The organism is Streptomyces sp. 378 (genome assembly GCF_030124145.1).
GTDB lineage: Bacteria > Actinomycetota > Actinomycetes > Streptomycetales > Streptomycetaceae > Streptomyces.
This window is the reverse complement of record NZ_JASKMS010000011.1, coordinates 77,078-99,372: the sequence shown is the minus strand read 5'-3', so window position 1 is coordinate 99,372 and position 22,295 is coordinate 77,078. Positions and strand designations below refer to the sequence as shown.

Genomic DNA, 22,295 nt, shown 5'->3' with positions numbered 1-22,295 from the left:
TCAGCGGGGGAGCGTCCTGGCGTACCGCACCTCGGGAACGGCGACCCCGTCCACCTCGAAGGGCTCCTCGGCGCCGTCCGCCCGGAAGCCGGCCCGTTCGTAGAAGCGGCGGGCCCGGTCGTTCTCCTTGAGCACCCACAGCAGGAGGCGGCCGTGGCCCGCCGCGGAGCAGCGCGCGACGGACTCGGCGATCAGCGCCCGCCCGACGCCTCGGCCCACCTGGTCGGGGTGGACGTAGAGGGCGTACAACTCGGCGTCCTCGGTCAGGACTTCACCCTCCCGGTACGGGCCGTGGCACGCCCAGCCGACGAGCTCGCCGCCGGTGCCCTCGGCGACCAGGTTCACCACACTGCCCTCGCCCCGCGCGAGGTACGCACGGCGGCGCTCGGCGTCCTCCTCGACGCTGAGCCCGTCCAGGTACGACTGCGGAACCAGGCCTTGGTAGGCGCTGCGCCAGCCGCCGACGCGGATCTGAGCGACGCGGTCGCAGTCGGCGAGCGTCATCTCCCGTATCCGCGGGCTCCTCATGGCGCGACCACCGCGTACGCCTCGATCTCCGGCAGGAACTCCGGGCGGACCAGCGCGGCGACCTGCACCGCCGAAGCGGCCGGCAGCCGGTCGTCGGGTATGTGCTCGGCGCGGGCCGCCCGGACGGCGGACATATGGGCCATGTCCGTGACGAAGTAGGTGAGTTTGACGACGTCGTCGAAGGTCGCGCCGGCGGCCGCCAGGCAGCGCCGGAGGTTCTCGAAGACCTGACGCGCCTGCGCCGCCGGATCGCCCTCGCCGACCAGCCGCCCCTGCTCGTCGAGCGGAAGCTGACCGGCGATCGACACGAAACGGCCCGTGCCGAGGACGACGTGGCTGTACTGGGCGGCGGCGACGCCGTCGGGGGCGGGGATCCTCGTCAGCTCACTCATGGGTCCATCGTGGACCATGGCACCGACGAGGCCCGCCCCGACGGGTCGTCAGCCGGTCAGTGGCGGAAGCCGAGCAGGCCGTGCAGCGTCGAGCCGTTCGGCGAGCCCGACATCGCCTTGGCGGCAGCCGCCGCTGGCTTCGGGTCCGGCAGCGCCTCGCACACCGCGTCCGCCTCGCCGTAGCCGCGCGGTACGGTGCCGTCCGTCAGGTACGCCGCCAGGTGCTTGTCCAGGCAGGCGTTGCCGCTCAGGGTGATGCCGTGGTTGCCGCCGCCCTCCTCGACCACCAGGCTGGAACGGGCCAGCAGCCGGTGCGCGGTGACACCGCCCTCGTACGGGGTGGCGGCGTCCCCGGTCGCCTGGAACAGCAGCACCGGCGGCAGCTTGCCGTTGGCCACGTTCACCGGGCGCAGCGAGTCCGTCGGCCAGAACGCGCACGGCGCGTTGTACCAGGCGTTGTTCCAGGTCATGAACGGCGCCTTCTCGTACACCGCCCAGTTGTCCTTGCGCCACTGCCGCCAGTCGCGCGGCCAGTCGGCGTCCCGGCACTGCACCGAGGTGTAGACGCTGTAGCCGTTGTCGCCCGAGGCGTCGACCGCGCCGAAGTCCTCGTACGCCTCGACCAGCGGCTCGGGATCCTTGTCGTTCACGTACGCGGCGAACGCCTCGGCCAGGCTCGGCCAGTAGCCGTTGTAGTAGCCGCCCGGGATGAAGGTGTCCTCCAGTTCGGCGGCGCCCACCGTGCCGCCCGCCGGCTTCTTCGCGAGGGCCGCGCGCATCGCGTACCACGTGGTCTCGATCTTCTCCGGATCGGTGCCGAGCCCGTAGGTCGCGTCGTGGCGGGCGACCCAGGCGAGGAAGGCGCGGTGGCGGTCGTTGAAGGCCACGTCCTGGTTGAGGTTGGCCTCGTACCAGACGTCGGTCGGGTCGACGACCGAGTCCAGGACCAGCCGCCGGACCCGCTCGGGGAAGAACCGGGCGTAGACCGCGCCCAGGTAGGTGCCGTACGAGTAGCCGAAGTAGTTGATCCTCTTCGCGCCCAGGGCCTGCCGGATCGCGTCCATGTCGCGCACGGCGCTGGTGGTGTTGATGTACGGCAGCAGGTGCGCGTACTTCTTGCCGCAGGCGGCGGCGAAGGATCTGGCGCGGTCGAGGTTGGCCTTCTCGATCGCCGGCGTCGTCGGCAGGGAGTTAGGGCGGACCGGGTCGAAGTGGCCCGGCTTGCAGTCCAGCGCGGGCTCGCTCGCCCCCACGCCGCGCGGGTCGAAGCCGATGACGTCGTACTGGGCCGCGACCTTCGCGGGCAGCGAGGACGCGACGAACCCGGCGAGCCCCAGGCCGCTGCCGCCGGGACCGCCGGGGTTGACCAGCAGCGGGCCCTGGTAGGTCCGGGCGGTGTGCGGGACGCGGGACAGGGCGAGGGTGATCTTCTGCCCGTGCGGCCTGCGGTGGTCGAGCGGCACTTTCAGGGACGTGCACTGAAGCGTCGGGTAAGCCTCGGTGGCGCAGCTCTTCCAGGTGAGCTTCGCGGTCTGCGAGGTGGTGTTCGCGGTGCTGGGTGCGCTCGCCTCGGCGGGAACGGCCGTGAAGGTCCCGGCCATGACGACGGCGGCGCCGCACAGCGCGGCTGCGCGTTTTCTCATGGAGTCCTCCCAGGACGGCGGGATGTCGGACCGCGAGGGTCACCGTCCTCGCCGCATCGTCCCGGAAACCGGTCCCGGAAGAACTCATTCCGTCAAACTCATGACCCAATTGGATCTTCGGATGCGCTCGAATGCTCGTAACAGGGCGCTGGTCTCGAATTCTCCTAGAGGAGCGAGAGTTGGGTCGGCCCAGCCACCGGAGGCTCCCCGGCCGGCCGGGTGGGCGGGATCCGTCGGGGCGTCCGCGCGCGCGTGGGCCCGATGCCGTACTCCTCGGCCAGTTCGTGCACCTGACGGGTGATCCGCCGCTGGTACCACTTGGGAGCGTAGGAGTCCTCCGCGTACAACCGCTCGTAACGGGCCACCAGGTGCGGATGGTGCCGCCCCAGCCAGGCCATGAACCACTCGCGGGCGCCGGGCCGCAGATGCAGCACCAGCGGTGTCACGGACGTGGCACCACAGGCCGCGACGGCCCGCACCGTGGCCCGGAGTTGGGCGGGGGAGTCGCTCAAGAACGGGATCACCGGTGCCATCAGCACGCCGCAGCCGATGCCGTGTTCGCCCAGGGCGCGCACCACCTCCAGGCGCCGCTCCGGCGCGGGCGTGCCCGGCTCGACGGTGCGCCAGAGCTCCTGATCGATGAAGCCGACCGACACGGAGATGCCGACGTCGGTCACCTGTGCCGCCTGTTTGATCAGCTCCAGGTCGCGCAGGACGAGCGTGCCCTTGGTGAGGATCGAGAAGGGGTTCGCGTGGTCGCGCAGCGCCGCGATGATGCCCGGCATCAGCCGGTAACGGCCCTCGGCGCGTTGGACACTGGCGGTCCCCGCCCCTGACGTGCGAATCTTGGCCGATGAGTACCCCAACCGAAGACACCAGCACCTTGATTGACCTGGTGTGCCGCAAGAGCCAAGCCGTGAAGTCGAAGTCCGGACGCCGGGAAATCTCTGTCAGTGCGCAGGAAGCCCGGGGGAGACGCACAGCGGCTGAGCTAGGTCTCACTGTGCGGCACGTCTGGCGGGAAGTCGGCAGCGCTAGTCGGTTCCGCCGAAGCAAGAAGGTGGCCCAGCAAGACCTAGCGTTGCAGGCGCTTGAGAAAGGGGAGATTGGCGCGCTCTGGGTATTCCGCCTTGACCGGTGGACCCGGCGTGGGGCAGGAGCAATCCTCAGCATTGTTGAGCCGCAGGACGGACGGCCCCGGCGTTTGCTGGTGGACAACGGTGACCCGGAAACCCCTGGAATCGGGCTGGATTCCGCTAACCCGCGCGACCGTTCGGAACTGATTCGTCGTGCCGAGGATGCCCGCGAAGAGACGGAGATCCTGAGTGAGCGCGTGCGGAACACGAAGACGTTCCAGCGCGACAACGGAGAATGGCTTAACGGCGTGGCCCCCTACGGCCTCAGAATCGTCATGGTCACGGCTGAGGACGAAGACGGGGAACAGATCGAAGAGCGCAAGTTGGAGCGTGACACCGAAACGTCCGCCGGAATCCCTGGTGAGCCGACAGTGACCAAGCTGAACATTGCCCGGTGGGTTACGTACGAAGCCCCTCTTGCTGGGCACGCCAAGAGGCAAATCTCCCGCATGCTCAATGATCGTGGCGTTCCGTCGCCAACCAGTGGCACATGGGCCTTTAGCACGGTCGCCAACATGATTGATAACCCTGCCTATGCGGGCTGGCAGGTGGCCGGGCGCGAAGACGGAAAGTCCAAGCGGATGCTGTACCGAAATGCCGCCGGTGAGCGAGTCAGCGTCATGGTGGGACCACCAGTGTTGACCGAATCCGAGTACAACGCAGCGCAAGCAGCATCCAGGGGAACCGGTCCTGCCGCTGTTAAGGAATCATGGCGAGCGCGTCACGTTCTCACTGATCTCCTTGAATGTGCCGGATGCGGGTCTTCAGTGACGTGGCGCGGAAAAGGCTACTGCTGTTGGCGTCCGGGTGCTGGGGGAGTGTGTCCGGCCCCGGCGTACGTGGCGCAGAAAAGCGCTGAAGAGTACGTCTACATGCGCTGGTCTTCGCGACTTGCAGCGACTGAGCCTGATGACCGCTTGCTGGCGATTGCGGCGGAGCGTTGGCAGGCCCGACAGGACCCCCAAGCGTCAGAGGATGAAGCAGCCGCGCGCACGGCCCTGGCAGACGCGGAAGCAGCCCTCAGCCGTCTGTGGAAAGACCGGCGCGCTGGACTCTATGACGGCCCCTCAGAGCGCTTCTTTGCCCCGGCGCTAGCTGAAGCCAATGAAGCAGTCCTAGACGCACAGAAGGCTGTGGAGGCAACGCGGGGGCAGGAAGGCGTTGATATTTCGTTCCTTCTCGACACGTCGTATCAACGCGAAGCCTGGGACGGCGCAGACGACGCGCTTAAGCGAGACCTGTTGAGGCTTGCCATTCGGCGCATCCGGGTCAAGAAGGCGGACTATCGGGGGCAGACATTTGACGGAGACGCACGCATGGAAATCATCTGGCATGACGACGAAGGCGCCTAGGGCAACGAAAAGCCCTCGTAGAGGAATCGCAGAGTCGGTATCAGAAAAGAGAATGGCACCGGTCCGGCAGGACTTTGGCGAGTGACAGCCGGACCGGTGTCCCCAGCCGGGCTGCCGGCGCAGCAGCTCCGGTGCGTTGATCTTGACCACGATCTGGCTGTCGAAGCCGAGGCCCGTGTCGAGGTCCAGGTAGCTGTGCGTCTTGCGTGCGAAGCAGTACACGCACGCGTGCGAGCAGCCCCGATAGGGGTTGACCGTCCACTGGAACGACATCCGCGACACCGCCGGCACCCGGTTGATGATCGAGCGGGCCCGGATCTCGTGGAACGTCGTTCCGCGGAACTCCGGCGTGTCGAACGTACGGGTCGTGACCGCGTCCGCGTCGAACAGCGCGGCATCGGCCCGGCTGTGTTCGGAGTCCACTGTGAGGTTCTCCCAGCGCATGACGCCTCCTCGGTAGCACTGGCCACAGAATAGAACACATGTTCCCTTGATCGTGCGAGGGTCTTTTCCGAGCGCGTTCGACCGGGTTCGGCCACCCCGATTTGGGGGGCCGGGCAGCGGGGTGGTTGGCTTGCCCCGACCCCCGAGCAACCAGGTCCTGGAGGAAAGCGATGGCGCAGGTCGAGGCCACTACGGAGCGGATCGTCGCGGCGGACGCGGAGACGGTGTTCGATGCCCTCGCCGACTACAGCGGCACACGCGCGAAGCTCCTGCCCGAGCAGTTCAGCGAGTACGAGGTCCGGGAGGGCGGCGACGGCGAGGGCACTCTCGTCCACTGGAAGCTCCAGGCCACCAGCAAGCGGGTGCGCGACTGCCTCCTGGAGGTCAGCGAGCCCACCGACGGCGAGCTGGTCGAGAAGGACCGCAACTCCTCCATGGTCACCACCTGGCGGGTCACCCCGGCCGGCGAGGGCAAGTCCCGGGTCGTCGTGACCACCACCTGGACCGGCGCCGGCGGCATCGGCGGCTTCTTCGAGAAGACCTTCGCGCCCAAGGGCCTCGGCCGGATCTACGACGCGATGCTCACCAGGCTCGCCGCCGAGGTCGAGAAGTAGTCCGCCTCAAAACCCGGACTGTCGGGGGGTGTTGTGTCCCTCACCGGTTCGAGTGATCTCCCTGCGGCTCGCTGTCGTGCCGTAACTCGTCGCGCTTGCTCGTAGTTGTCGCTTTTACGCGGGAATTGTGCGGCAGCGCGACGAGGGGAGCGGTGAGTGGGCGGGATCACTCTGGCGCAGGACGAACCGGCGGTGGCGCCCCCCGACACCCCCGCACCACCGCCGGATCCGGACACCGGACCGAGCCCGCGCCGGGTGCGGCTGGTCTTCTTCGCGCTCCTGCCGGCCCTGCTCCTGGCCGCCCTGGAGCAGATGATCGTCGCCACCGCGCTCCCCAAGATCGTCGGCGAGCTGCACGGCCTGGACCGGATGTCCTGGGCGATCACCGCCTACCTGCTCACCGCCACCGTCGGGCTGCCGATCTACGGCAAGCTCGGCGATCTGCTGGGCCGTAAGGGCGTCTTCCAGTTCGCGATCGCCGTCTTCGTCGTCGGCTCCGCCCTCGCCGGCCGGGCGCAGTCCATGGATCAGCTGATCGCCTTCCGCGCCTTGCAGGGCGTCGGTGCGGGCGGCCTCATGATCGGCGTGCAGGCGATCATCGCGGACATCGTGCCGCCCCGGCGGCGCGGCCGCTACATGGGCCTGATCGGCGCCGCCTTCGGCCTCGCGTCCGTGGCCGGACCGCTGCTCGGCGGCTACTTCACGGACCACCACTCCTGGCGCTGGTGCTTCTACCTCAACGTCCCCTTCGGCCTGGTCACCCTCGCCGTCGTCACGATCGCCCTGAAGCTCCCCAAGCCGGCCGCCAAGGCCCGGCTGGACATCCTCGGCGCGCTGCTGCTGACCGCCGCCTCCACCTGCCTGGTCCTGCTGACCAGTTGGGGCGGCACCGAACACGCCTGGGACTCGCGGACGATCCTCGGCCTCGCGGCCGGCGCGGCGGCGGCCACCGTCCTCTTCCTGGTCACCGAGCACTTCGCCGCCGAACCCCTCATGCCGCTGCGGCTCTTCAGGGACAGCGTCTTCAACGTCACCGGTCTGGTCGGCCTGGTGATCGGGGTGGGCCTCTTCGGCGCCGCCGGCTACCTGCCGACCTATCTGCAGATGGTCGACGGGGCCTCCGCCACCGAGTCGGGCCTGCTCATGCTGCCGATGATGGCCGGCATCGTCGGCGCCTCGGTCATCGCCGGACAGCTCATCAGCCACACCGGCCGCTACAAGGCCTACCCGATCCTCGGCGGCGCCCTCTCCGCCGTCGGCATGTGGCTGCTGTCGCGCCTGGAGGTCGGCACGCCCCGGCTGCACTACAGCATCTGGATGGCCGTCCTCGGCGCCGGCATCGGCCTGGTCATGCCGGTCCTGATCCTCGCCGTGCAGAACTCCGTACGGCCCGCCGACCTCTCCACCGCCACCAGCGCCAACAACTACTTCCGGCAGATCGGCGGCAGTGTCGGAGCCGCCGTCTTCGGCACCCTCTTCGCCGACCGGCTCGCCGACGCCCTCGCCCACCGCCTCCCCCCGCGCGCGGCCACCGGCCTCCCGGACACCCAGTCCATCACCCCGCAGCTCGTGCACGCGCTGCCCCCGGCCCTGCGCGACGGCTACATCCGGGCGTACGCCGACGCCATGCCGCGGATCTTCCTCTACCTGGTGCCGGTGCTGGTCCTCGGACTGGTCGCCGCCCTCTTCCTCAAGGAGAAACCCCTGGTGTCCCACCATGCCTCCGTCACCGACCCGGACACGGCGCCGGGGAACGCCCCGATCCCGCAGACCCGGGCCGCCCACGCCGCCGGCGTCCCCGTCTGCGGCTCGGTGCAGCACCACGACGGGACCGTCGTGCCCCGCGCGGCGATCACGCTGATCGACGTCACCGGGCAGCAGACCGGACGCGGCGCGAGCGGAGAGGACGGGCGCTATGCGCTGGCCACCCCGGGCCCCGGCTCGTACGTGCTGATCGCCGCGGCAGGTGGCCACCAGCCCCAGGCGGTCTCCGTGACCGTCGGCGAGCGTCCCGTCGAACTCGACATCGTCCTCGGCGGCGCCGGAGCCCTGATCGGCACGGTGGTGACCGCCGACGGCACGCCCGTACGTGACGCCACCGTCACGCTCACCAACGTGCACGGCGAGGTCGTGGCCACCACCCGCAGCGGCCGGGACGGCGGCTACGTCATCACCGATCTGGTCGCCGGTGAGTACACCCTCGCCGCCGGTGCGCCCGCCTTCCGCCCGGCCGCGCTCCCGGTCACCGTCCAGGCCGCCCGCGAGACCCGCCGGGACATCGAACTGGCCGGCGGTGCGGTACTGCGCGGCACCGTCCGGGCGGGCGGCGGCCGGCCCGTGGAGGACGCGCGCGTGACGCTGCTCGATGTGGCGGGAAACGTCGTCGACACCCTCACCACCGGCGCCGACGGCGTCTTCCGCTTCGTCGACCTGTCGTCCGGTGAGTACACCGTCATCGCCGCCGGATACCCGCCCGTCGCCACCGTGCTCCACGTCGCCGGAGGAGGCCGTACCGAGCGGGATCTCCAACTGGGTCACGAGGACTGAACGGCACCGGCCCGCGGCGGGGGCGCACGCCGGGCGCACCCCTCGCGGGCAATTCCCGCGTTGCCTCACATCGCCACCGGCCCGAGCCGTACGGTGGTGACGCCGGCACAGATCTTGAGTCCGTGGGAGAGAGGGCCTGGGCCATGGACCGTGGCACCGACAGGGCTGGGCAGGGCACGGCGACGGAGCCCGCCGAGCCCGGCCGCGTTCCCCTGGCTGTCGTCGTGGTCGACCGCGACGGCCTCGTGTCCCACTGGAGCCGAGGCGCATGGCGCCTGTTCGGCGTCCCCAAGGACGAGGCGATCGGCCGCATGGCCCTCGACCTGCTGCCCGTCTCCGGCGCCCTGCCCGAGGAGCGGGACACCACCCCGTACGCCGCCTGCGACGGCCTCGGCCCCGACCTCGGATCCTCCCTCGACGGCGGACTCTCCTACCCGGCGGCGGGCCGCGCCCGGCTCACCGCGCCCGGGGACGGCCGGGTCGACGTCCTGTGGTGGGCCTACCCGCTGGTGGGCCCCGGACCCGAGCGGCTGCTCGTGCTGGCCGCCGACGCGGAAGGGCTGCGCCCGCGGGACGCGGCGGTCGAGCGGATCGCGCCCGGCTTCGCGCTGCACACCGACTTCCCCGGGGCGGAGGACCTCGCCCGCCGGCTCCCCGAGATTCTGCCCAGCATGAGCGTCGGCGAGAGCGCCCGGATCGTCGCCCAGATCCTCGAACTCGGCTACCCGGTCCTGGAGTTCAGCCGGAACGAGCGGGTGCCCGTCACGCCCGACTGGGGCGTGGCCCGGCGCGCCGAGCGCAAGGCGCGCCGCGAACGGGCCGCGCGGGCCCTGGCCGCCGGCGAACCCGTGCCGGAAGAGCTGCGGGACGAGGGGGAGGACCTCGAGTACGCCGCCGTCCGCGAGCGCCTGGAGTTCCTCAACGAGGTCAGCGGCCGCATCGGCACCTCCCTCGACCTGTCCCGCACGATCATCGAGGTCAGCAGGGCCGTCGTCCCCCGCTTCACCGATGTCGCCGGGACCTATCTGCGGGAACAGGTCGTCGCCGGTGAGGAGTTCGCGGACGGTGTGCCCGACACGACCACCCTGTGGCACCGGGTCGCCGTCGAGCACACCGACGAACCCGGCCGCTGGGACGACGTCGTCCCCGTCGGCGAGGCCATGCCGTTCCCGGCGCACACGCCGTTCTTCCAGTGCATGACCAGCGGCGAGCCCGTCCTCGTGCCGCGCATCAGCGAGGAGATGGGACACGCCATCGCCGCGCAGTTCGAGAAGCGCGACATCCGGCCGCTCATCACCGGCCGTTCGATGCTCGTCGTACCCCTGAAGGCACGCAACGTCGTCCTCGGGTTCATGATCCTGCTGCGCCACCCCGAGCGGCCCGTCTTCAACGACATGGACCGCGTCACCGGGGCCGAACTCGCCGCCCGCGCGGGGCTCGTGCTGGACAACGCACGGATGTACACCTTCCAGGAGAACGTCGCCGAGACGCTCCAGGACAGCATGCTGCCGCACATCCCGCCCCGTCTGTCCGGCTGCGACATCGCCACCCGCTATCTGCCCGGCACACAGCTCGGCAGGGTCGGCGGCGACTGGTTCGACGCGGTGAAACTGCACGGCGGGCGCACGGCGTTCGTCGTCGGCGACGTCATGGGGCACGGCCTCAACTCCGCAGCCATGATGGGTCAGTTGCGCACGGCCGTCCAGACCATGGCCGGGCTCGACCTGCCGCCCGCCCAACTGCTGCGCAACCTCGACGACCTCGCCCAGCGCCTCGGCGACAGCTACCTCGCGACCTGCCTCTACGCCGTCTACGACCCGATCGCGAGCGAACTCGAGCTCGCCAACGCCGGTCACATCCCGCCCGTCCTGGTCCGGGCCGACGGCGGCCGCAGCGAACTGCTGGACCTGCCCACCGGCGCGCCCATCGGCGTCGGCGGGGTGCCCTTCGAGGCCGTTTCCGTGCGCGTGGAGCCCGGTGACCGGCTGGTGATGTGCACCGACGGGCTGGTCGAGGTGCGCGGCGAGGACATCGGGGTGGGCCTCGCGACACTCTGCGAGTCGGCCGCGCACCCGGCCGCCTCCATGGACGACGCCTGCGACACCATCATCCGGGCGCTCGCCGTGACCTTCGCCGAGGCGGGGCGGGGTGGCCGCAAGGACGACGTGGCGCTGCTGATGGCCCGCCTGGGCGGCATCGCGCCGGACGACGTGGCCGAATGGCGCCTCGCCCTCGACCCGGCCGAGGTGGGCCGGGCCCGTGGGGCGGTCCGCGAGCAACTGCACGACTGGGGCCTGGCGAGACTCGCCCCGACCGCCGAGCTGTTGGCCGGAGAGCTGGTCACCAACGCCGTACGGCACTCCCACGCCCGGCCCGTCGAACTGCGCCTGGTTCGCGGCGACACCCTGCTGTGCGAGGTGGAGGACGACGACCACGAGCTGCCGACGCTGATCGACGCGGGGCCGCTCGACGACTCCGGACGCGGACTGCGCGTCGTCAGCACCCTGTCCCGCGAGTGGGGGACCAGCCGGACCCAGGCCGGCAAGACGGTCTGGTTCGAGCTGACGCTGCCGCGCCGCTGAACGGCACCGACTCGAACGGGGCGTGAAGGTTGCGTGCCGCGTTCTTGTGGCGGCGACCGGGGCGCGATACACCGTACTCGCCCGCCGTGTGGCGGGATTCGTACGCACCCAGGGGAGTGGGCCATGAGCGTGACGAGTCGGTACCGGGAGTCCTGGGAGGGGTTCTGGCGTGAGGCGCCCGCCGAACCCGGGGCGGTGTTCTGGGACGCCGAACCCGTCCTGACCGTGGGCCCTCATCTGGCCCTGTTCGAACCGTACCTGGCCGATCCCGCCCTGCCGCTGGTGGACCTCGGCTGCGGCAACGGCACCCAGACCCGCTACCTCGCCGACCGTTTCCCGCACGTCCTGGGCGTCGACCTGTCCGCCGCGGCCCTCGACCACGCCCGGCGGGCCGACCCGGCGGGGCAGGCCGCCTACCGGCAGCTGGACGCCGCGGAGAAGGGCGAGGCGCAGGCCCTGCACGCGGAAATCGGCGACACCAACATCTACATGCGGGGCGTCCTGCACCAGTGTGAGCCGGACGACCGGCAGGCGTTGATCGACGGCATCGCCACGCTGGTCGGCGACCGCGGCCGGGCCTGCCTGGTGGAGCTCTCGGGCGCCGCCAAGCAGGTGCTGAGGAGCCTGGCGGGAGGCCCGGACGGCCCGCCGCCCAAGCTCGCGCCGGTCTTCCGGCACGGCCTCACCCCCGGGGAGGTCTCGGACGAGGCCGTGCCGGAGTATCTGCGCTCGGCCGGTCTCACCGTCCTGGCGAGCGGTCAACTGCCGCTGAAGAGCACCGAGTACCGCCCGGACGGCACGCGCATCGAGCTGCCGTCCACCTGGCTGGTGGCGGGGCGTACGGCCTGAGGCGGGCGGTCGCGGGCCCGGGTGCCGAGCGGTCAGGGGCCCGGACCCGCTGACGCGGTCTGGCGAGCGCTGATTTTGTCGGTGTACGGTCACTCGAACCTTGTCCGTGCACCCGCCTCGCCCCGCGGAGGACCGTCATGCCGATGCCCTGGTTACGGATGCTCGCCGCGTCAGCGGTGTCGACGGTGCTGATCGGCACAAGCGCCGTCACGACCGCCGCCGCGCCGGAGCCTCGCGGAGTACGGGACAGCGTGCACACCGCCGGGCGCGTCAAGGTCGCCGGGGACGTGCTCCAGTACAGCTGGCCCGGTGTCTACTTCGAGGGCAGGGTCCGGGGCACCGGTGTGGGCGTCGTGCTCGACGATCCGGCCGCCGACTACGACGTCCAGGTGGACGGCGCCACCGTCGCGACCCTCACCGCGCCGGGCAGGACCACCCACTGGGTCAGAGGCCTGCGCGACGGCGTGCACAGCGTCCGGCTCGTCAAGCGCAACGACACCCCGTGGAGCACCAGCTCCTTCGGCGGCTTCGTCGCCGCACCCGGCGGTGCCGTCCTGGCCCGGCCGGCCGCGCGCAGCCGCCACATCGAGTTCATCGGCGACTCCCTCACGGCCGGTTACGGCAACCTCTCCACCTCCCGCGACTGCGACGGCGAGCAGCTCAAGCGCACCACCAACACCGACGTGAGCTACGGCGCCCTCACCGCCCGGCGGCTGCGCGCCGACTACCAGATCAACGCCTATTCGGGCCAGGGCATGGTGCGCAACTACAACGGCAGCTCGCCGGAGGTGAACTACCGCACCTTCTACGACCGCGCGCTGCTGAACGTGCCCGGCGACGTCTGGCAGAACCCGGGCACCTGGCGGCCGCAGCTGGTCGTGGTCCACCTCGGCACCAATGACTTCTCCACCCCCGTCAACCCGGGCGAGCCGTGGACGGACGAGAGCCTCGCCGCCGCCTACCGCAGCGCCTACCTCGGCTTCCTCGAGAAGCTGCGGAAACGCTACGGGGCCGCGACCACCATCCTGGCCGTGGGCACGGGTCCGTTCGCCGGTCATGTCGAGCACGTCGTCCGGGAACGCACGGGCGCGGGCGACCGACGGGTCCGCTTCTGGTCCCTCGACACCACCGGCCTCGACCACGCCGGCTGCCACTGGCACTACTCGGCCCGCGACCACCGCCTTCTCGCCGACCGGCTCACCGCCCTCCTCGCCGGCCTGCCGATCCGCTGGTGACCACCTCGTAGCCGGTTCCGCCCACAGCGCGTAACGTGACGAACCATGAAGATCTCCGCCCTGGACGGCTCGTCATGAGAATCCTCATCAGCGCCGACATGGAGGGCGCCACCGGCGTCACCTGGCCCGACGACGTGATGCCGGGCGCGTCGCAGTGGGAGCGCTGCCGCTCGCTGTTCACCTCCGACGTCGACGCCGCCGTACGGGGCTTTTACGACGGCGGCGCCGACGAGGTGATCATCAACGAGGCGCACTCCACGATGCGCAACCTGCTGCTGGAGCGGCTCGACGGTCGCGCCCAGATGCTCACCGGCCGGCACAAGGCGCTGTCCATGGTCGAGGGCGTGCAGCACGGCGACGTCGACGGCATCGCGTTCGTCGGCTACCACGCGGGCGCCGGCATGGAGGGCGTCCTCGCGCACACCTACCTCGCCAACTCCATCACGGGCGTCTGGCTGAACGGTGTACGGGCGAGCGAGGGGCTGCTCAATGCCCAGGTCGTCGCCGAGTACGGGGTTCCCGTCGTGCTGGTCACCGGGGACGACGTCGCCTGCGAGGACGCGCTGGGGTACGCGCCCGAGGCGCTGAAGGTCGCGGTGAAGGACCACGTGTCGCGCTACGCGGCGGTGTGCCGCACTCCCGCCCGCACGGCGGCCGACATCCGGGCGGCGGCCAAGGAGGCGGCCGCGCTGGCGGTGCGCCACGAGCCCGTGCGAGGCGGCCCGTTCACCGTGGCCGTGGAGTTCGACGCGGAGCACCTGGCGATGGCCGCCACCGTCGTGCCGGGCGTGGACCGCATCGCGGAGCGGAAGGTGGCGTACACGAGCGAGACCATGTACGAGGGCATCCGCACCTTCAAGGCGGTCACCACGATCGTCTCGGCCGCGGTGGAGGAGCAGTATGGCTGAGCAGGCCGACGGGCCCGCGCTGGACGAGGTCGTGACGTTCACGTCCGACCTCATCCGGATCGACACCACCAACCGGGGCGGCGGGGACTGCCGGGAGCGGCCCGCCGCCGAGTACGCCGCCGCACGGCTCGCCGAGGCCGGCATCGAACCGGCCCTGCTGGAGCGCACCAAGGGGCGGACCAACGTCATCGCCCGGATCGAGGGCACCGACCCCTCGGCCGAGGCGCTGCTCCTCCACGGCCACCTGGACGTCGTGCCCGCGCAGGCCGCCGACTGGAGCGTGCACCCGTTCTCCGGGGAGATCCGCGACGGGGTCGTCTGGGGGCGCGGCGCCGTCGACATGAAGAACATGGACGCGATGATCCTGGCCGTCGTGCGCGGCTGGGCACGGCAGGGCGTCCGGCCCCGCCGGGACATCGTCATCGCGTTCACCGCCGACGAGGAGGCCAGCGCCGCGGACGGCGCCGGGTTCCTCGCCGACCGGCACCCCGGCTTGTTCGAGGGCTGCACCGAAGGCATCAGCGAATCGGGCGCCTTCACCTTCCACGACGGTGACGGACGGCAGATCTACCCCATCGCGGCCGGGGAACGCGGCACCGCCTGGCTCAAGCTCACCGCCCGCGGACGCACCGGGCACGGATCCAAGGTGAACCGGGACAACGCCGTGACCCGCCTCGCGGGCGCGATCGCGCGGATCGGCGCGCACGAGTGGCCGCTCCGGCTCACCCCGACCGTGCGCGCCGCGCTCACCGAACTCGCCGTGCTCTACGGCGTCGAGACCGACCTCACCGATGTGGACGCGCTGCTGGAGAAGCTCGGCCCGGCCGCGAAACTCGTCGAGCCGACCCTCCGCAACAGCGCCAACCCGACGATGCTGGACGCCGGTTACAAGATCAACGTCGTTCCCGTCGAGGCCGTGGCCCACGTGGACGGCCGGTACCTGCCCGGCGGCGAGGAGGAGTTCCGCAGCACCCTCGACCGGCTCACGGGGCCGCACGTGGACTGGGAGTTCCACCACCGGGAGGTCGCCCTGGAGTCGCCGGTGCACTGCGCGACCTTCGCCGGCATGCGCGCCGCCGTCGAGGAGTTCGCGCCCGAGGGGCACGTGGTGCCGTTCTGCATGCCCGGCGGCACCGACGCCAAGCAGTTCTCCCGCCTCGGCATCACCGGCTACGGCTTCACCCCGCTGAAACTGCCGGACGGCTACGACTACGCGGCCATGTTCCACGGGGTCGACGAGCGGGTACCGGTCGAGGCGCTGCACTTCGGTGTCCGCGTACTCGACCGGTTCCTGCGGACGGCCTAGGAGAATGGGGGAGACGGTGCGGACGCTGGCCTACGGGGCGTGGCCCTCACCCATCGACGCGGCCCTGGCCGCCGCCCACGACGGGCACCCGGAGTACGTGGGCTTCGTCGGCGAGGAGGTGTGGTGGACCGAGCCGCGCCCCGCCGAGGGCGGTCGGCGCACCCTGGTGCGGCGGCACACCGACGGCCGGGAGGAGTCGCTGCTGCCCGCGCCGTGGAACGTGCGCAGCCGGGTCATCGAGTACGGCGGGCACCCCTGGGCCGCCGTCGCGGGTGAGGCCGGGCCCTTGGTGCTGTTCGTGAACTTCGCCGACCAGCGGCTGTACCGCTGGGAGCCGGGAGGCGAGCCGCGCCCGCTGACACCCGTCTCCCCGGTGGGCGGCGGTCTGCGCTGGGCCGAACCGCTGCCGCTGCCCGAACGGGGCGAAGTGTGGTGCGTGCTGGAGGAGTTCACCGGCGAGGGGCCCACCGACGTGCGCCGCGTCCTGGCCGCCGTCCCGCTGGACGGCTCCGCGGCCCGCGACCGGGACGCCGTACGCGAACTCACCGACGCCCGGCACCGGTTCGTCACCGGGCCGAAGCTCTCACCCGACGGGCGGCGGGCCGCCTGGCTCGCCTGGGACCATCCCCGCATGCCCTGGGACGGCACCGAACTGCTCCTCGCCGACGTCGCCCCTGACGGCACCCTGCGCGGCGCCCGGGCCGTGGCCGGCGGTCCCGGCGAGTCGATCGCCCAGGCCGACTGGACCCATGACGGCCGCCTGCTGCACGCGAGCGACCGCACCGGCTGGTGGAACCTCTACCTGGACGGCGAGCCGCTGTGCCCCCGCGAGGAGGAGTTCGGCGGGGCGCTGTGGAAGCTCGGGTCGAGATGGTTCACGCCGCTGGAGAGCGGTCTGATCGCCGTCGTGCACGGCCGGGGCACCACCGCCCTCGGCATCCTGGACCCCGAGACGAGCGAGGTCGTCGACGCGGCCGGGCCCTGGACCGAGTTCGCCCCCACCCTGGCCGCACACGGTGAACAGGTCGTCGCCGTCGCCGCCAGCCCGCGCAGCGACTACGAGGTCGTCGAACTGGACGCCCGCACAGGCCGGGCCCGGGTCGTCGGCGCCGAGCACGACGACGCCGTGGATCCCGCGTACTACCCCGAGCCGCAGATCCGCACCTTCACCGGCCCCGACGGACGCGACATCCACGCCCACATCTACCCGCCGCACCATCCCGGCTGCGTCGCGCCCGGCGACGAACTGCCGCCCTACGTCATCTGGGCGCACGGCGGGCCCACCGGCCGCGCGCCGCTCGTGCTGGACCTGGAGATCGCCTACTTCACCTCGCGCGGCATCGGAGTCGCCGAGGTCGACTACGGCGGCTCCACGGGATACGGCCGCCCGTACCGCGAGCGGCTGCGCGAGCAGTGGGGCGTGGTCGACGTCGAGGACTGCGCCGCCGTCGCCCTCGCCCTCGCCGACGAGGGCACCGCCGACCGCGCCCGGCTCGCCGTCCGGGGCGGCAGCGCGGGCGGCTGGACCGCGGCCGCCTCGCTCACCACCACCGACGTCTACGCCTGCGGCACGATCAAGTACCCCATCCTGGACCTCGCCGGCTGGGGCACGGGGGAGACCCACGACTTCGAGTCGCGGTACCTGGAGAGCCTGATCGGGCGGCTCGCCGACGTGCCCGCCCGGTATGCGCAGCGCTCGCCCGCCGCTCACGCCGACCGGCTCACCGTGCCGTTCCTGCTGCTCCAGGGCCTGGACGACGTGATCTGCCCGCCCGCCCAGTGCGAGCGCTTCCTGGCCCGGCTGGCGGGCCGGAAGGTGCCGCACGCGTATCTCGCCTTCGAGGGAGAGGGGCACGGCTTCCGGAAGGCCGAGACCATGGTGCGCGCCCTGGAGGCCGAACTGTCCTTGTACGCCCAGGCGTTCCGCCTGGATCCGCCCGGTATCCCGACCCTGGAGCTCGCCGAGTGAACCCGTTGGTACGACCGCCCCGGCTCGCCCCCGGTGCCCGGGTCGCCGTCGTCGCGCCGAGCGGGCCCGTGCCCGAGGAGCGGCTGCAGGCCGGGCTCGACATCCTGCGCGGCTGGGACCTCGATCCGGTCGTGACACCCCAGGTGCTGGGCCGACACAGGCAGTTGGGCTACCTCGCCGGTACGGACGCGCAGCGGGCCGCCGACCTGCAGAACGCCTGGTGCGATCCGTCCGTCGCGGCCGTGCTGTGCGCCCGGGGCGGATACGGGGCGCAGCGCATGGTCGACCTGCTCGACTGGGCGGCGATGCGGGCGGCCGGCCCGAAGGTGCTCGCCGGGTTCAGCGACATCACTGTCCTGCACCAGGCTTTCGCCACCCGCCTGGGCCTGGTCACCCTGTACGGACCCGCGGCCGCCGGCGTGGACTTCCTCAAGAACGCCCGGGCCCAGGAACATCTGCGGGCCACCCTCTTCGCTCCCGAGTCGGTGCGGACCGTCACGGCCACACCCCCGGGCGGCACCGCTCTGGTCCCGGGCCGGGCGCGGGGCGTGACCCTGGGCGGCTGCCTGAGCCTGCTCGCGAGCGACCTCGGCACCCCGCACGCCCCTGCCGGGGCGCGGGGCGGGCTGCTGCTGATGGAGGACGTCGGCGAGAGCCCTTACCGCCTGGACCGGTACCTGACCCAACTCCTGCGCAGCGGCTGGCTCGACGGCGTCGCCGGGATCGCGCTCGGGTCCTGGGAGGGGTGCGGCCCCTACGAAGAGCTGCGCGCGGTTCTGGCCGACCGGCTCGGGGGGCTGGGTGTCCCGGTCGTGGAGGAGTTCGGGTTCGGGCACGGACCGGGCGCGCTGACGATGCCCTTCGGGGTGCGGGCCGAACTGGACGCCGGGGCAGCCACGTTGACGCTCGACGAGCCGGCCCTGAGCTGAGCGGATCGCTCCTGAAATCCTGTCAAGAAACCCCCGTTTCGGTGATTGACGGCTGCTGACACGCGTCACACCATGACAACCGAATTAGTACCTACTGGTCGGTATCCAGGTGTCCCCTCCCGTGGAGGTCCGTGTGTCCCGACGCGTGCCCAGATCCCGCGCCCCCTCGCTCTGGCTCTGGGCGCCGCGCTGGCCGTGCCCCTCGCCCTCACCCCGCCCGCGAACGCGAAGTCGAACACGACGGGCACCTACCGTGATCGCGGCGAGCGACGACGCGTACTTCGGCAACCGGGGGATCAAACCGGTCACCGTCGTCAGCGGGCCGCGCGACACCGGGACGCTCCGGCTGCCGGTCGTCGGGCCCTGAAGGACCCCGGCGGCGCGGTTACCGTGGCAGGGTGCCGCACCACACATCCCGCCACCTCGCCGAGGGCCCCCGGGTGGTCGTACGCCCCTTCACCTACGAGGACGGCGCCGAGTTCACCGCCCGCGCCCGGGAGAGCAAGGACCTGCACCGCCCGTGGCTCTTCCCGCCCACCACCACGCAGGCCTACACCGCCTACGCCGGCCGGCTGATCGAGGACCGGTCCAAGGCCGGGTTCCTGGTGTGCGAGAAGAGCGACGGAGCCATCGGCGGGTTCATCAACATCAACAACATCGTCGAGGGCGGCTTCCAGTCCGGGGCACTGGGCTACGGCGCCTTCGCGCACGCCGCGGGGCGTGGGCTGATGCGCGAAGGGCTGGACCTCGTCGTGCGGTACGCGTTCGGCCCGATGCGGCTGCACCGGCTGGAGATCAACGTCCAGCCGGGCAACGCCGCGTCGATCGCCCTGGCCCGCCGCTGCGGGTTCCGTCTGGAGGGCTTCTCGCCGAAGATGCTCTTCGTCGACGGGGCCTGGCGCGATCACCAACGCTGGGCGATCACCACCGAGATGGTCACCCGGCAGGGGCCGCGCTGAGCCCCGGGCGGCGCCTACGCCCGGCGGTCCACGTACTCGTAGACCGACCCGTCCGGATGCAGGGCGATCAGGTTGCGGCCCGCGGGCGAGGCGATCGGGCCCGCGACGATGTGGGCCCCCAGGTCGGTCAGCACCTTGTGGGTCTCCTCGACATCCGTCACGGCGATCGTCGCGGCGACCTTGCGCAGCACCTCCAGTTCGGCCGGGGGACCGCTCATCAGCAGGAAGCAGCCGATCGCCGCCACCTGGACACCGCCCCGTTCGAAGCGCTGGGCTCTGCCGCCCGCCAGCCGCTCGTAGAAGGGGATCGCGGTCTCGAGGTCGTCGACGCAGACGCGCAGTGTGGCACCCAGAATCTCCATGCCACCGAGCCTAGTTACGCGCAGGGGGGCGAGGGTACCCGGCCGGGTATGAAGCCGTTGGCTCACCTGGAGCATCTGGACAAGCACCTGGTCGACGAGCTGGCACAGGTGGCGCGCGAGAGCGTACGGGAGGAACTGCGCGAGCAGACACGCAAGCAGCGCCGCAAGGCAGCGCTGTACGCCGCGTCCGGCGCCCTCGCCCTCTACGCGGGCGCGGCTCTCGCGCTCGCCGTGGGGCTGACCCTCGCCCTCGCCCTGCCCGACTGGGCCGCCGCGCTGATCACCGCCGTGATCCTGGGCGCGCTGGCCTATGTGCTGCGCGGCATGGCCCGGCCGTCCCGGTCGGGTCGGGGGCACGCGGCCGGGGTGGCGACGGGCGGGGACGACGCCCGCCGGACCGCCGCCGGGGCCGTCGGCGGCATGCCGTATCCGCCCGTGCCACCGGCCCCGTCCGGCGGGACGGCCGCCCCGGGCACCGTGCCCCCGCGACCGGCGGCCGCCCCGGACGTACCCCACCGCGGGGTGTGATGCCGGGTGCGCTGGACCGGACCGTCGCACCGGCATGGCCGGGTGGTCGTGGTGAGTGGTCCGGCAGCGTAGTCGGATGAGCCACGGTCCGGGCCTTCGCCGCCCGCGGCGACGAAGTCGCCCTGCGCTCGCCCGCGGGCACCAGATCGACGCTCAGCGGGAGGAGGGCCGCACCGAGGGCCGGCGAACCTCTGGTCACCGGCTGACGGGCCGCACCGAGGGCCGGTGAACCTCTGATGACCGCGGACGGGCCGCACGGGCGGGACTTCGGCGCCCACAGCCGCTTCGACGACGAATCCGCCGACCACGGCCCGCGGCAGTGGCTCCCGCGGCATCGCGGCTGGAGGGGCGCGGCCCTCACCGCGGGAGCGGGCGTTCTGGCGGCCCGCAGGCCGGCGGCTCTCGTCCGCCGCTTGCCCGCCGGTCCGCTAGGTGCTTTCCGCGCCGTCTCGCGCGTCGGCCGCTGTGCCGGCGGCCGTGCCGCCGCCTTCGGAGCCGTCGAGGAACCGCAGCAGTACCGCCGCCTCCGCCCGCAGCCGTTCGGCCCGGGCCGCATGCGCGGGTGCGGTCAACTGCGCTGCCGCTTCCAGCCGTTCGGCGGCCTCGGCACGTACGACGGCCACCGTCTCCCGCTCGCTGAGCTCCCGCCGGGCCGCCTCCGTGGCGCCCGCGCCGACCGGCGAGGCCTCCAGAGCGCCGGCGCGGGACGCGGTCGCGTCCACCGGCACCGCCTCGGCGTTGTCCAGTGCGGACAGCGTGCCGCGCAGGGCGCTCACGGCAACCTTGTCCCGGGCCCGCATCGCTTCCGGCAGGGCCTCACGCATACGTAGGTGAACAGACATGCGGCGACTCTAGGCGACCCGGTACCCCTTCACCTCCCGATTTCTCACCTCCCGGTTTCGGAGGTGAACGCATGGCCCACGGGCCGGGCCGGGCGGACGCGTTCGGCGAGGACGCGCCTCGTCAGATGGACTGCTGGAGCTGCGGCAGAACCTTCGTGCGATAGAAGTCGAAGAAGCCGCGCAGGTCGGGGCCGATCTGGTTCACGTACACCCGGTCGAATCCCGCGTCCGCGAACTGCTTCAGCTCCGCCACGTGTTCATCCACGATGTCGCCGCACACCCGGTTCTCGCGCACCATGTCCTCGGTGACGAGCTGCTGCGCCTGCTCGAAGTGCTTGGGGGAGGGCAGCACCTGGCCGAGCTCGCCCGGCAGCTGCTCGTTCGCCCAGAGCCGGTGGACGGTCCGCACGGCCTCGTCCTTGTCGGTGCCGTAGCAGACCTTGGTGCCGCCGCTGACCAGCTTTCCGCCGCCACCGCCCTTGCGGTACTGCTCCACCATCGTCTCGTCGGGCATCACCGTGATGTACCCGTCGCCGACGCGGGAGGCGAGCTGGGTCGCCGCCGGGCCGAAGCCGGAGATGTCGATCGGGATCGGCTCGTCCGGGACGGTGTACAGACGTGCGTTCTCCACCGTGTAGTGCGGGCCGTGGTGGTTGACCTCCTCGCCGGTGAACAGCCGGCGCATCACCTGGATGGCCTCCTCCAGCATCTCCAGCCGGACATGGGCCGGCGGCCAGTGGTCGCCCAGGATGTGCTCGTTGAGCGCCTCGCCGGAGCCGACACCGAGCCGGAAGCGGTTGTTCGTCATCACCGCGCTGGTCGCCGCGGCCTGCGCCACCACCGCCGGATGCATGCGCACGGTCGGGCAGGTCACCGCCGTCTCGATCGGCAGGGACACCGCCTGCGACAGCGCGCCGATCACCGACCACACGAACGGGCTCTGGCCCTGCTCGTCGTTCCACGGGTGGTAGTGGTCCGAGATCCACAGCGCCTGGAATCCGGCCTGTTCGGCCATCCGCGCCTGCTCGATCAGCTCGGCCGGTCCGTACTGCTCGCACGAGAGGAAGTAACCGTACTCGGGCATGGGGAGTGCCTCCGCGACATCGGCGGTCCGTATCCCGCACCGGGTACCCGGGCGCGGGGCCGGAAACCGGCGGCGTCGGGGCGAGC

18 protein-coding genes and 2 pseudogenes are annotated in these 22,295 nt (G+C 71.7%); 12 read left to right on the top strand and 8 right to left on the bottom strand.

The genetic code is table 11. The features are described from left to right. From QNO09_RS17360 to QNO09_RS17345, 4 genes and pseudogenes are all read right to left on the bottom strand, one after another. Positions 1-504: a GNAT family N-acetyltransferase gene (locus QNO09_RS17360; RefSeq protein ID WP_283971095.1), complete on the bottom strand. Its 504-nt coding sequence runs from the start codon at positions 502-504 to the stop codon at positions 1-3. Positions 505-524: 20 nt separating this feature from the next. Continuing rightward, on the bottom strand, positions 525-920 hold the full coding sequence (locus QNO09_RS17355; RefSeq protein WP_283971094.1) for a RidA family protein: 396 nt from the start codon (positions 918-920) through the stop codon (positions 525-527). A gap of 56 nt (positions 921-976) precedes the next feature. After that, positions 977-2,563 (bottom strand): alpha/beta hydrolase, encoded by a 1,587-nt coding sequence (locus QNO09_RS17350; protein ID WP_283971093.1) that lies wholly within the window; start codon positions 2,561-2,563, stop codon positions 977-979. A gap of 164 nt (positions 2,564-2,727) precedes the next feature. Continuing rightward, a pseudogene (locus QNO09_RS17345) lies at positions 2,728-3,378 on the bottom strand (radical SAM family protein); the annotation flags it as partial. Positions 3,379-3,416: 38 nt separating this feature from the next. Here QNO09_RS17345 and QNO09_RS17340 point away from each other — a divergent pair. Beyond that, a complete protein-coding gene (locus QNO09_RS17340) occupies positions 3,417-5,051 on the top strand; it encodes a recombinase family protein (protein ID WP_283971092.1) in 1,635 nt (544 codons plus the stop codon). 111 nt (positions 5,052-5,162) lie between these two features. Here the strand turns inward: QNO09_RS17340 and QNO09_RS17335 are convergent. Further along, a pseudogene (locus tag QNO09_RS17335) lies at positions 5,163-5,495 on the bottom strand (Rv2578c family radical SAM protein); the annotation flags it as partial. Between the two features lie 170 nt (positions 5,496-5,665). Here QNO09_RS17335 and QNO09_RS17330 point away from each other — a divergent pair. The 10 genes from QNO09_RS17330 to QNO09_RS17285 all read left to right on the top strand — a co-directional run bounded on the left by QNO09_RS17330 (position 5,666) and on the right by QNO09_RS17285 (position 19,393). After that, positions 5,666-6,109 (top strand): SRPBCC family protein, encoded by a 444-nt coding sequence (locus tag QNO09_RS17330; protein ID WP_184907765.1) that lies wholly within the window; start codon positions 5,666-5,668, stop codon positions 6,107-6,109. A gap of 156 nt (positions 6,110-6,265) precedes the next feature. Then, a complete protein-coding gene (locus QNO09_RS17325) occupies positions 6,266-8,656 on the top strand; it encodes an MFS transporter (protein ID WP_283971091.1) in 2,391 nt (796 codons plus the stop codon). A 143-nt stretch (positions 8,657-8,799) separates the two neighbouring features. After that, positions 8,800-11,238 (top strand): ATP-binding SpoIIE family protein phosphatase, encoded by a 2,439-nt coding sequence (locus tag QNO09_RS17320; RefSeq protein WP_283971090.1) that lies wholly within the window; start codon positions 8,800-8,802, stop codon positions 11,236-11,238. Positions 11,239-11,361: 123 nt separating this feature from the next. Then, complete coding sequence (locus tag QNO09_RS17315; RefSeq protein WP_283971089.1) at positions 11,362-12,087, top strand: class I SAM-dependent methyltransferase; 726 nt, start codon at positions 11,362-11,364, stop codon at positions 12,085-12,087. A 137-nt stretch (positions 12,088-12,224) separates the two neighbouring features. After that, on the top strand, positions 12,225-13,322 hold the full coding sequence (locus tag QNO09_RS17310) for an SGNH/GDSL hydrolase family protein (RefSeq protein WP_283971088.1): 1,098 nt from the start codon (positions 12,225-12,227) through the stop codon (positions 13,320-13,322). 74 nt (positions 13,323-13,396) lie between these two features. Next, entirely contained in the window at positions 13,397-14,230 is an 834-nt protein-coding gene (locus tag QNO09_RS17305) for a M55 family metallopeptidase (RefSeq protein ID WP_283971087.1), read from the top strand. After that, positions 14,223-15,536, top strand: coding sequence for a M20/M25/M40 family metallo-hydrolase (locus tag QNO09_RS17300; protein WP_283971086.1), 1,314 nt, complete (start codon positions 14,223-14,225; stop codon positions 15,534-15,536). Before QNO09_RS17305 ends, QNO09_RS17300 begins: the two co-directional genes overlap by 8 nt. A 4-nt stretch (positions 15,537-15,540) precedes the next feature. Further along, on the top strand, positions 15,541-17,505 hold the full coding sequence (locus QNO09_RS17295; RefSeq protein WP_283971085.1) for a prolyl oligopeptidase family serine peptidase: 1,965 nt from the start codon (positions 15,541-15,543) through the stop codon (positions 17,503-17,505). Beyond that, positions 17,502-18,434, top strand: a complete 933-nt coding sequence (locus QNO09_RS17290) for a S66 peptidase family protein (RefSeq protein ID WP_283971084.1) — start codon at positions 17,502-17,504, stop codon at positions 18,432-18,434. The genes QNO09_RS17295 and QNO09_RS17290 overlap by 4 nt, the downstream gene beginning before the upstream one ends. Before the next feature lie 398 nt (positions 18,435-18,832). Further along, positions 18,833-19,393, top strand: coding sequence for a GNAT family N-acetyltransferase (locus tag QNO09_RS17285; protein WP_283971083.1), 561 nt, complete (start codon positions 18,833-18,835; stop codon positions 19,391-19,393). Between the two features lie 14 nt (positions 19,394-19,407). Here QNO09_RS17285 and QNO09_RS17280 read toward each other — a convergent pair whose 3' ends face one another. Further along, on the bottom strand, positions 19,408-19,755 hold the full coding sequence (locus QNO09_RS17280; protein ID WP_283971082.1) for a VOC family protein: 348 nt from the start codon (positions 19,753-19,755) through the stop codon (positions 19,408-19,410). Positions 19,756-19,803: 48 nt separating this feature from the next. Here QNO09_RS17280 and QNO09_RS17275 point away from each other — a divergent pair, with 48 nt between their 5' ends. Beyond that, the gene (locus QNO09_RS17275) at positions 19,804-20,283 is read left to right on the top strand and encodes a phage holin family protein (protein ID WP_283971081.1); all 480 of its coding nucleotides are present in this window, start codon (positions 19,804-19,806) and stop codon (positions 20,281-20,283) included. Between the two features lie 428 nt (positions 20,284-20,711). Here the strand turns inward: QNO09_RS17275 and QNO09_RS17270 are convergent, their stop codons facing one another. Continuing rightward, a complete protein-coding gene (locus tag QNO09_RS17270) occupies positions 20,712-21,083 on the bottom strand; it encodes a hypothetical protein (protein ID WP_283971203.1) in 372 nt (123 codons plus the stop codon). Positions 21,084-21,246: 163 nt separating this feature from the next. After that, the gene (locus tag QNO09_RS17265; RefSeq protein WP_283971080.1) at positions 21,247-22,209 is read right to left on the bottom strand and encodes an LLM class F420-dependent oxidoreductase; all 963 of its coding nucleotides are present in this window, start codon (positions 22,207-22,209) and stop codon (positions 21,247-21,249) included. Between the last annotated feature and the right edge of the window lie 86 nt (positions 22,210-22,295).

Excerpts from the sequence above, each read along its gene's own strand:
- QNO09_RS17310 (WP_283971088.1), top strand. The coding sequence starts at position 12,225 with ATGCCGATGCCCTGGTTACGGATGCTCGCCGCGTCAGCGGTGTCGACG.
- QNO09_RS17295 (WP_283971085.1), top strand. The coding sequence starts at position 15,541 with ATGGGGGAGACGGTGCGGACGCTGGCCTACGGGGCGTGGCCCTCACCC.
- QNO09_RS17320 (WP_283971090.1), top strand. The coding sequence starts at position 8,800 with ATGGACCGTGGCACCGACAGGGCTGGGCAGGGCACGGCGACGGAGCCC.
- QNO09_RS17340 (WP_283971092.1), top strand. The coding sequence starts at position 3,417 with ATGAGTACCCCAACCGAAGACACCAGCACCTTGATTGACCTGGTGTGC.
- QNO09_RS17355 (WP_283971094.1), bottom strand. The coding sequence starts at position 920 with ATGAGTGAGCTGACGAGGATCCCCGCCCCCGACGGCGTCGCCGCCGCC.
- QNO09_RS17305 (WP_283971087.1), top strand. The coding sequence starts at position 13,397 with ATGAGAATCCTCATCAGCGCCGACATGGAGGGCGCCACCGGCGTCACC.
- QNO09_RS17330 (WP_184907765.1), top strand. The coding sequence starts at position 5,666 with ATGGCGCAGGTCGAGGCCACTACGGAGCGGATCGTCGCGGCGGACGCG.
- QNO09_RS17350 (WP_283971093.1), bottom strand. The coding sequence starts at position 2,563 with ATGAGAAAACGCGCAGCCGCGCTGTGCGGCGCCGCCGTCGTCATGGCC.
- QNO09_RS17270 (WP_283971203.1), bottom strand. The coding sequence starts at position 21,083 with ATGCGGGCCCGGGACAAGGTTGCCGTGAGCGCCCTGCGCGGCACGCTG.
- QNO09_RS17360 (WP_283971095.1), bottom strand. The coding sequence starts at position 504 with ATGACGCTCGCCGACTGCGACCGCGTCGCTCAGATCCGCGTCGGCGGC.
- QNO09_RS17280 (WP_283971082.1), bottom strand. The coding sequence starts at position 19,755 with ATGGAGATTCTGGGTGCCACACTGCGCGTCTGCGTCGACGACCTCGAG.
- QNO09_RS17265 (WP_283971080.1), bottom strand. The coding sequence starts at position 22,209 with ATGCCCGAGTACGGTTACTTCCTCTCGTGCGAGCAGTACGGACCGGCC.
- QNO09_RS17275 (WP_283971081.1), top strand. The coding sequence starts at position 19,804 with ATGAAGCCGTTGGCTCACCTGGAGCATCTGGACAAGCACCTGGTCGAC.
- QNO09_RS17300 (WP_283971086.1), top strand. The coding sequence starts at position 14,223 with ATGGCTGAGCAGGCCGACGGGCCCGCGCTGGACGAGGTCGTGACGTTC.
- QNO09_RS17315 (WP_283971089.1), top strand. The coding sequence starts at position 11,362 with ATGAGCGTGACGAGTCGGTACCGGGAGTCCTGGGAGGGGTTCTGGCGT.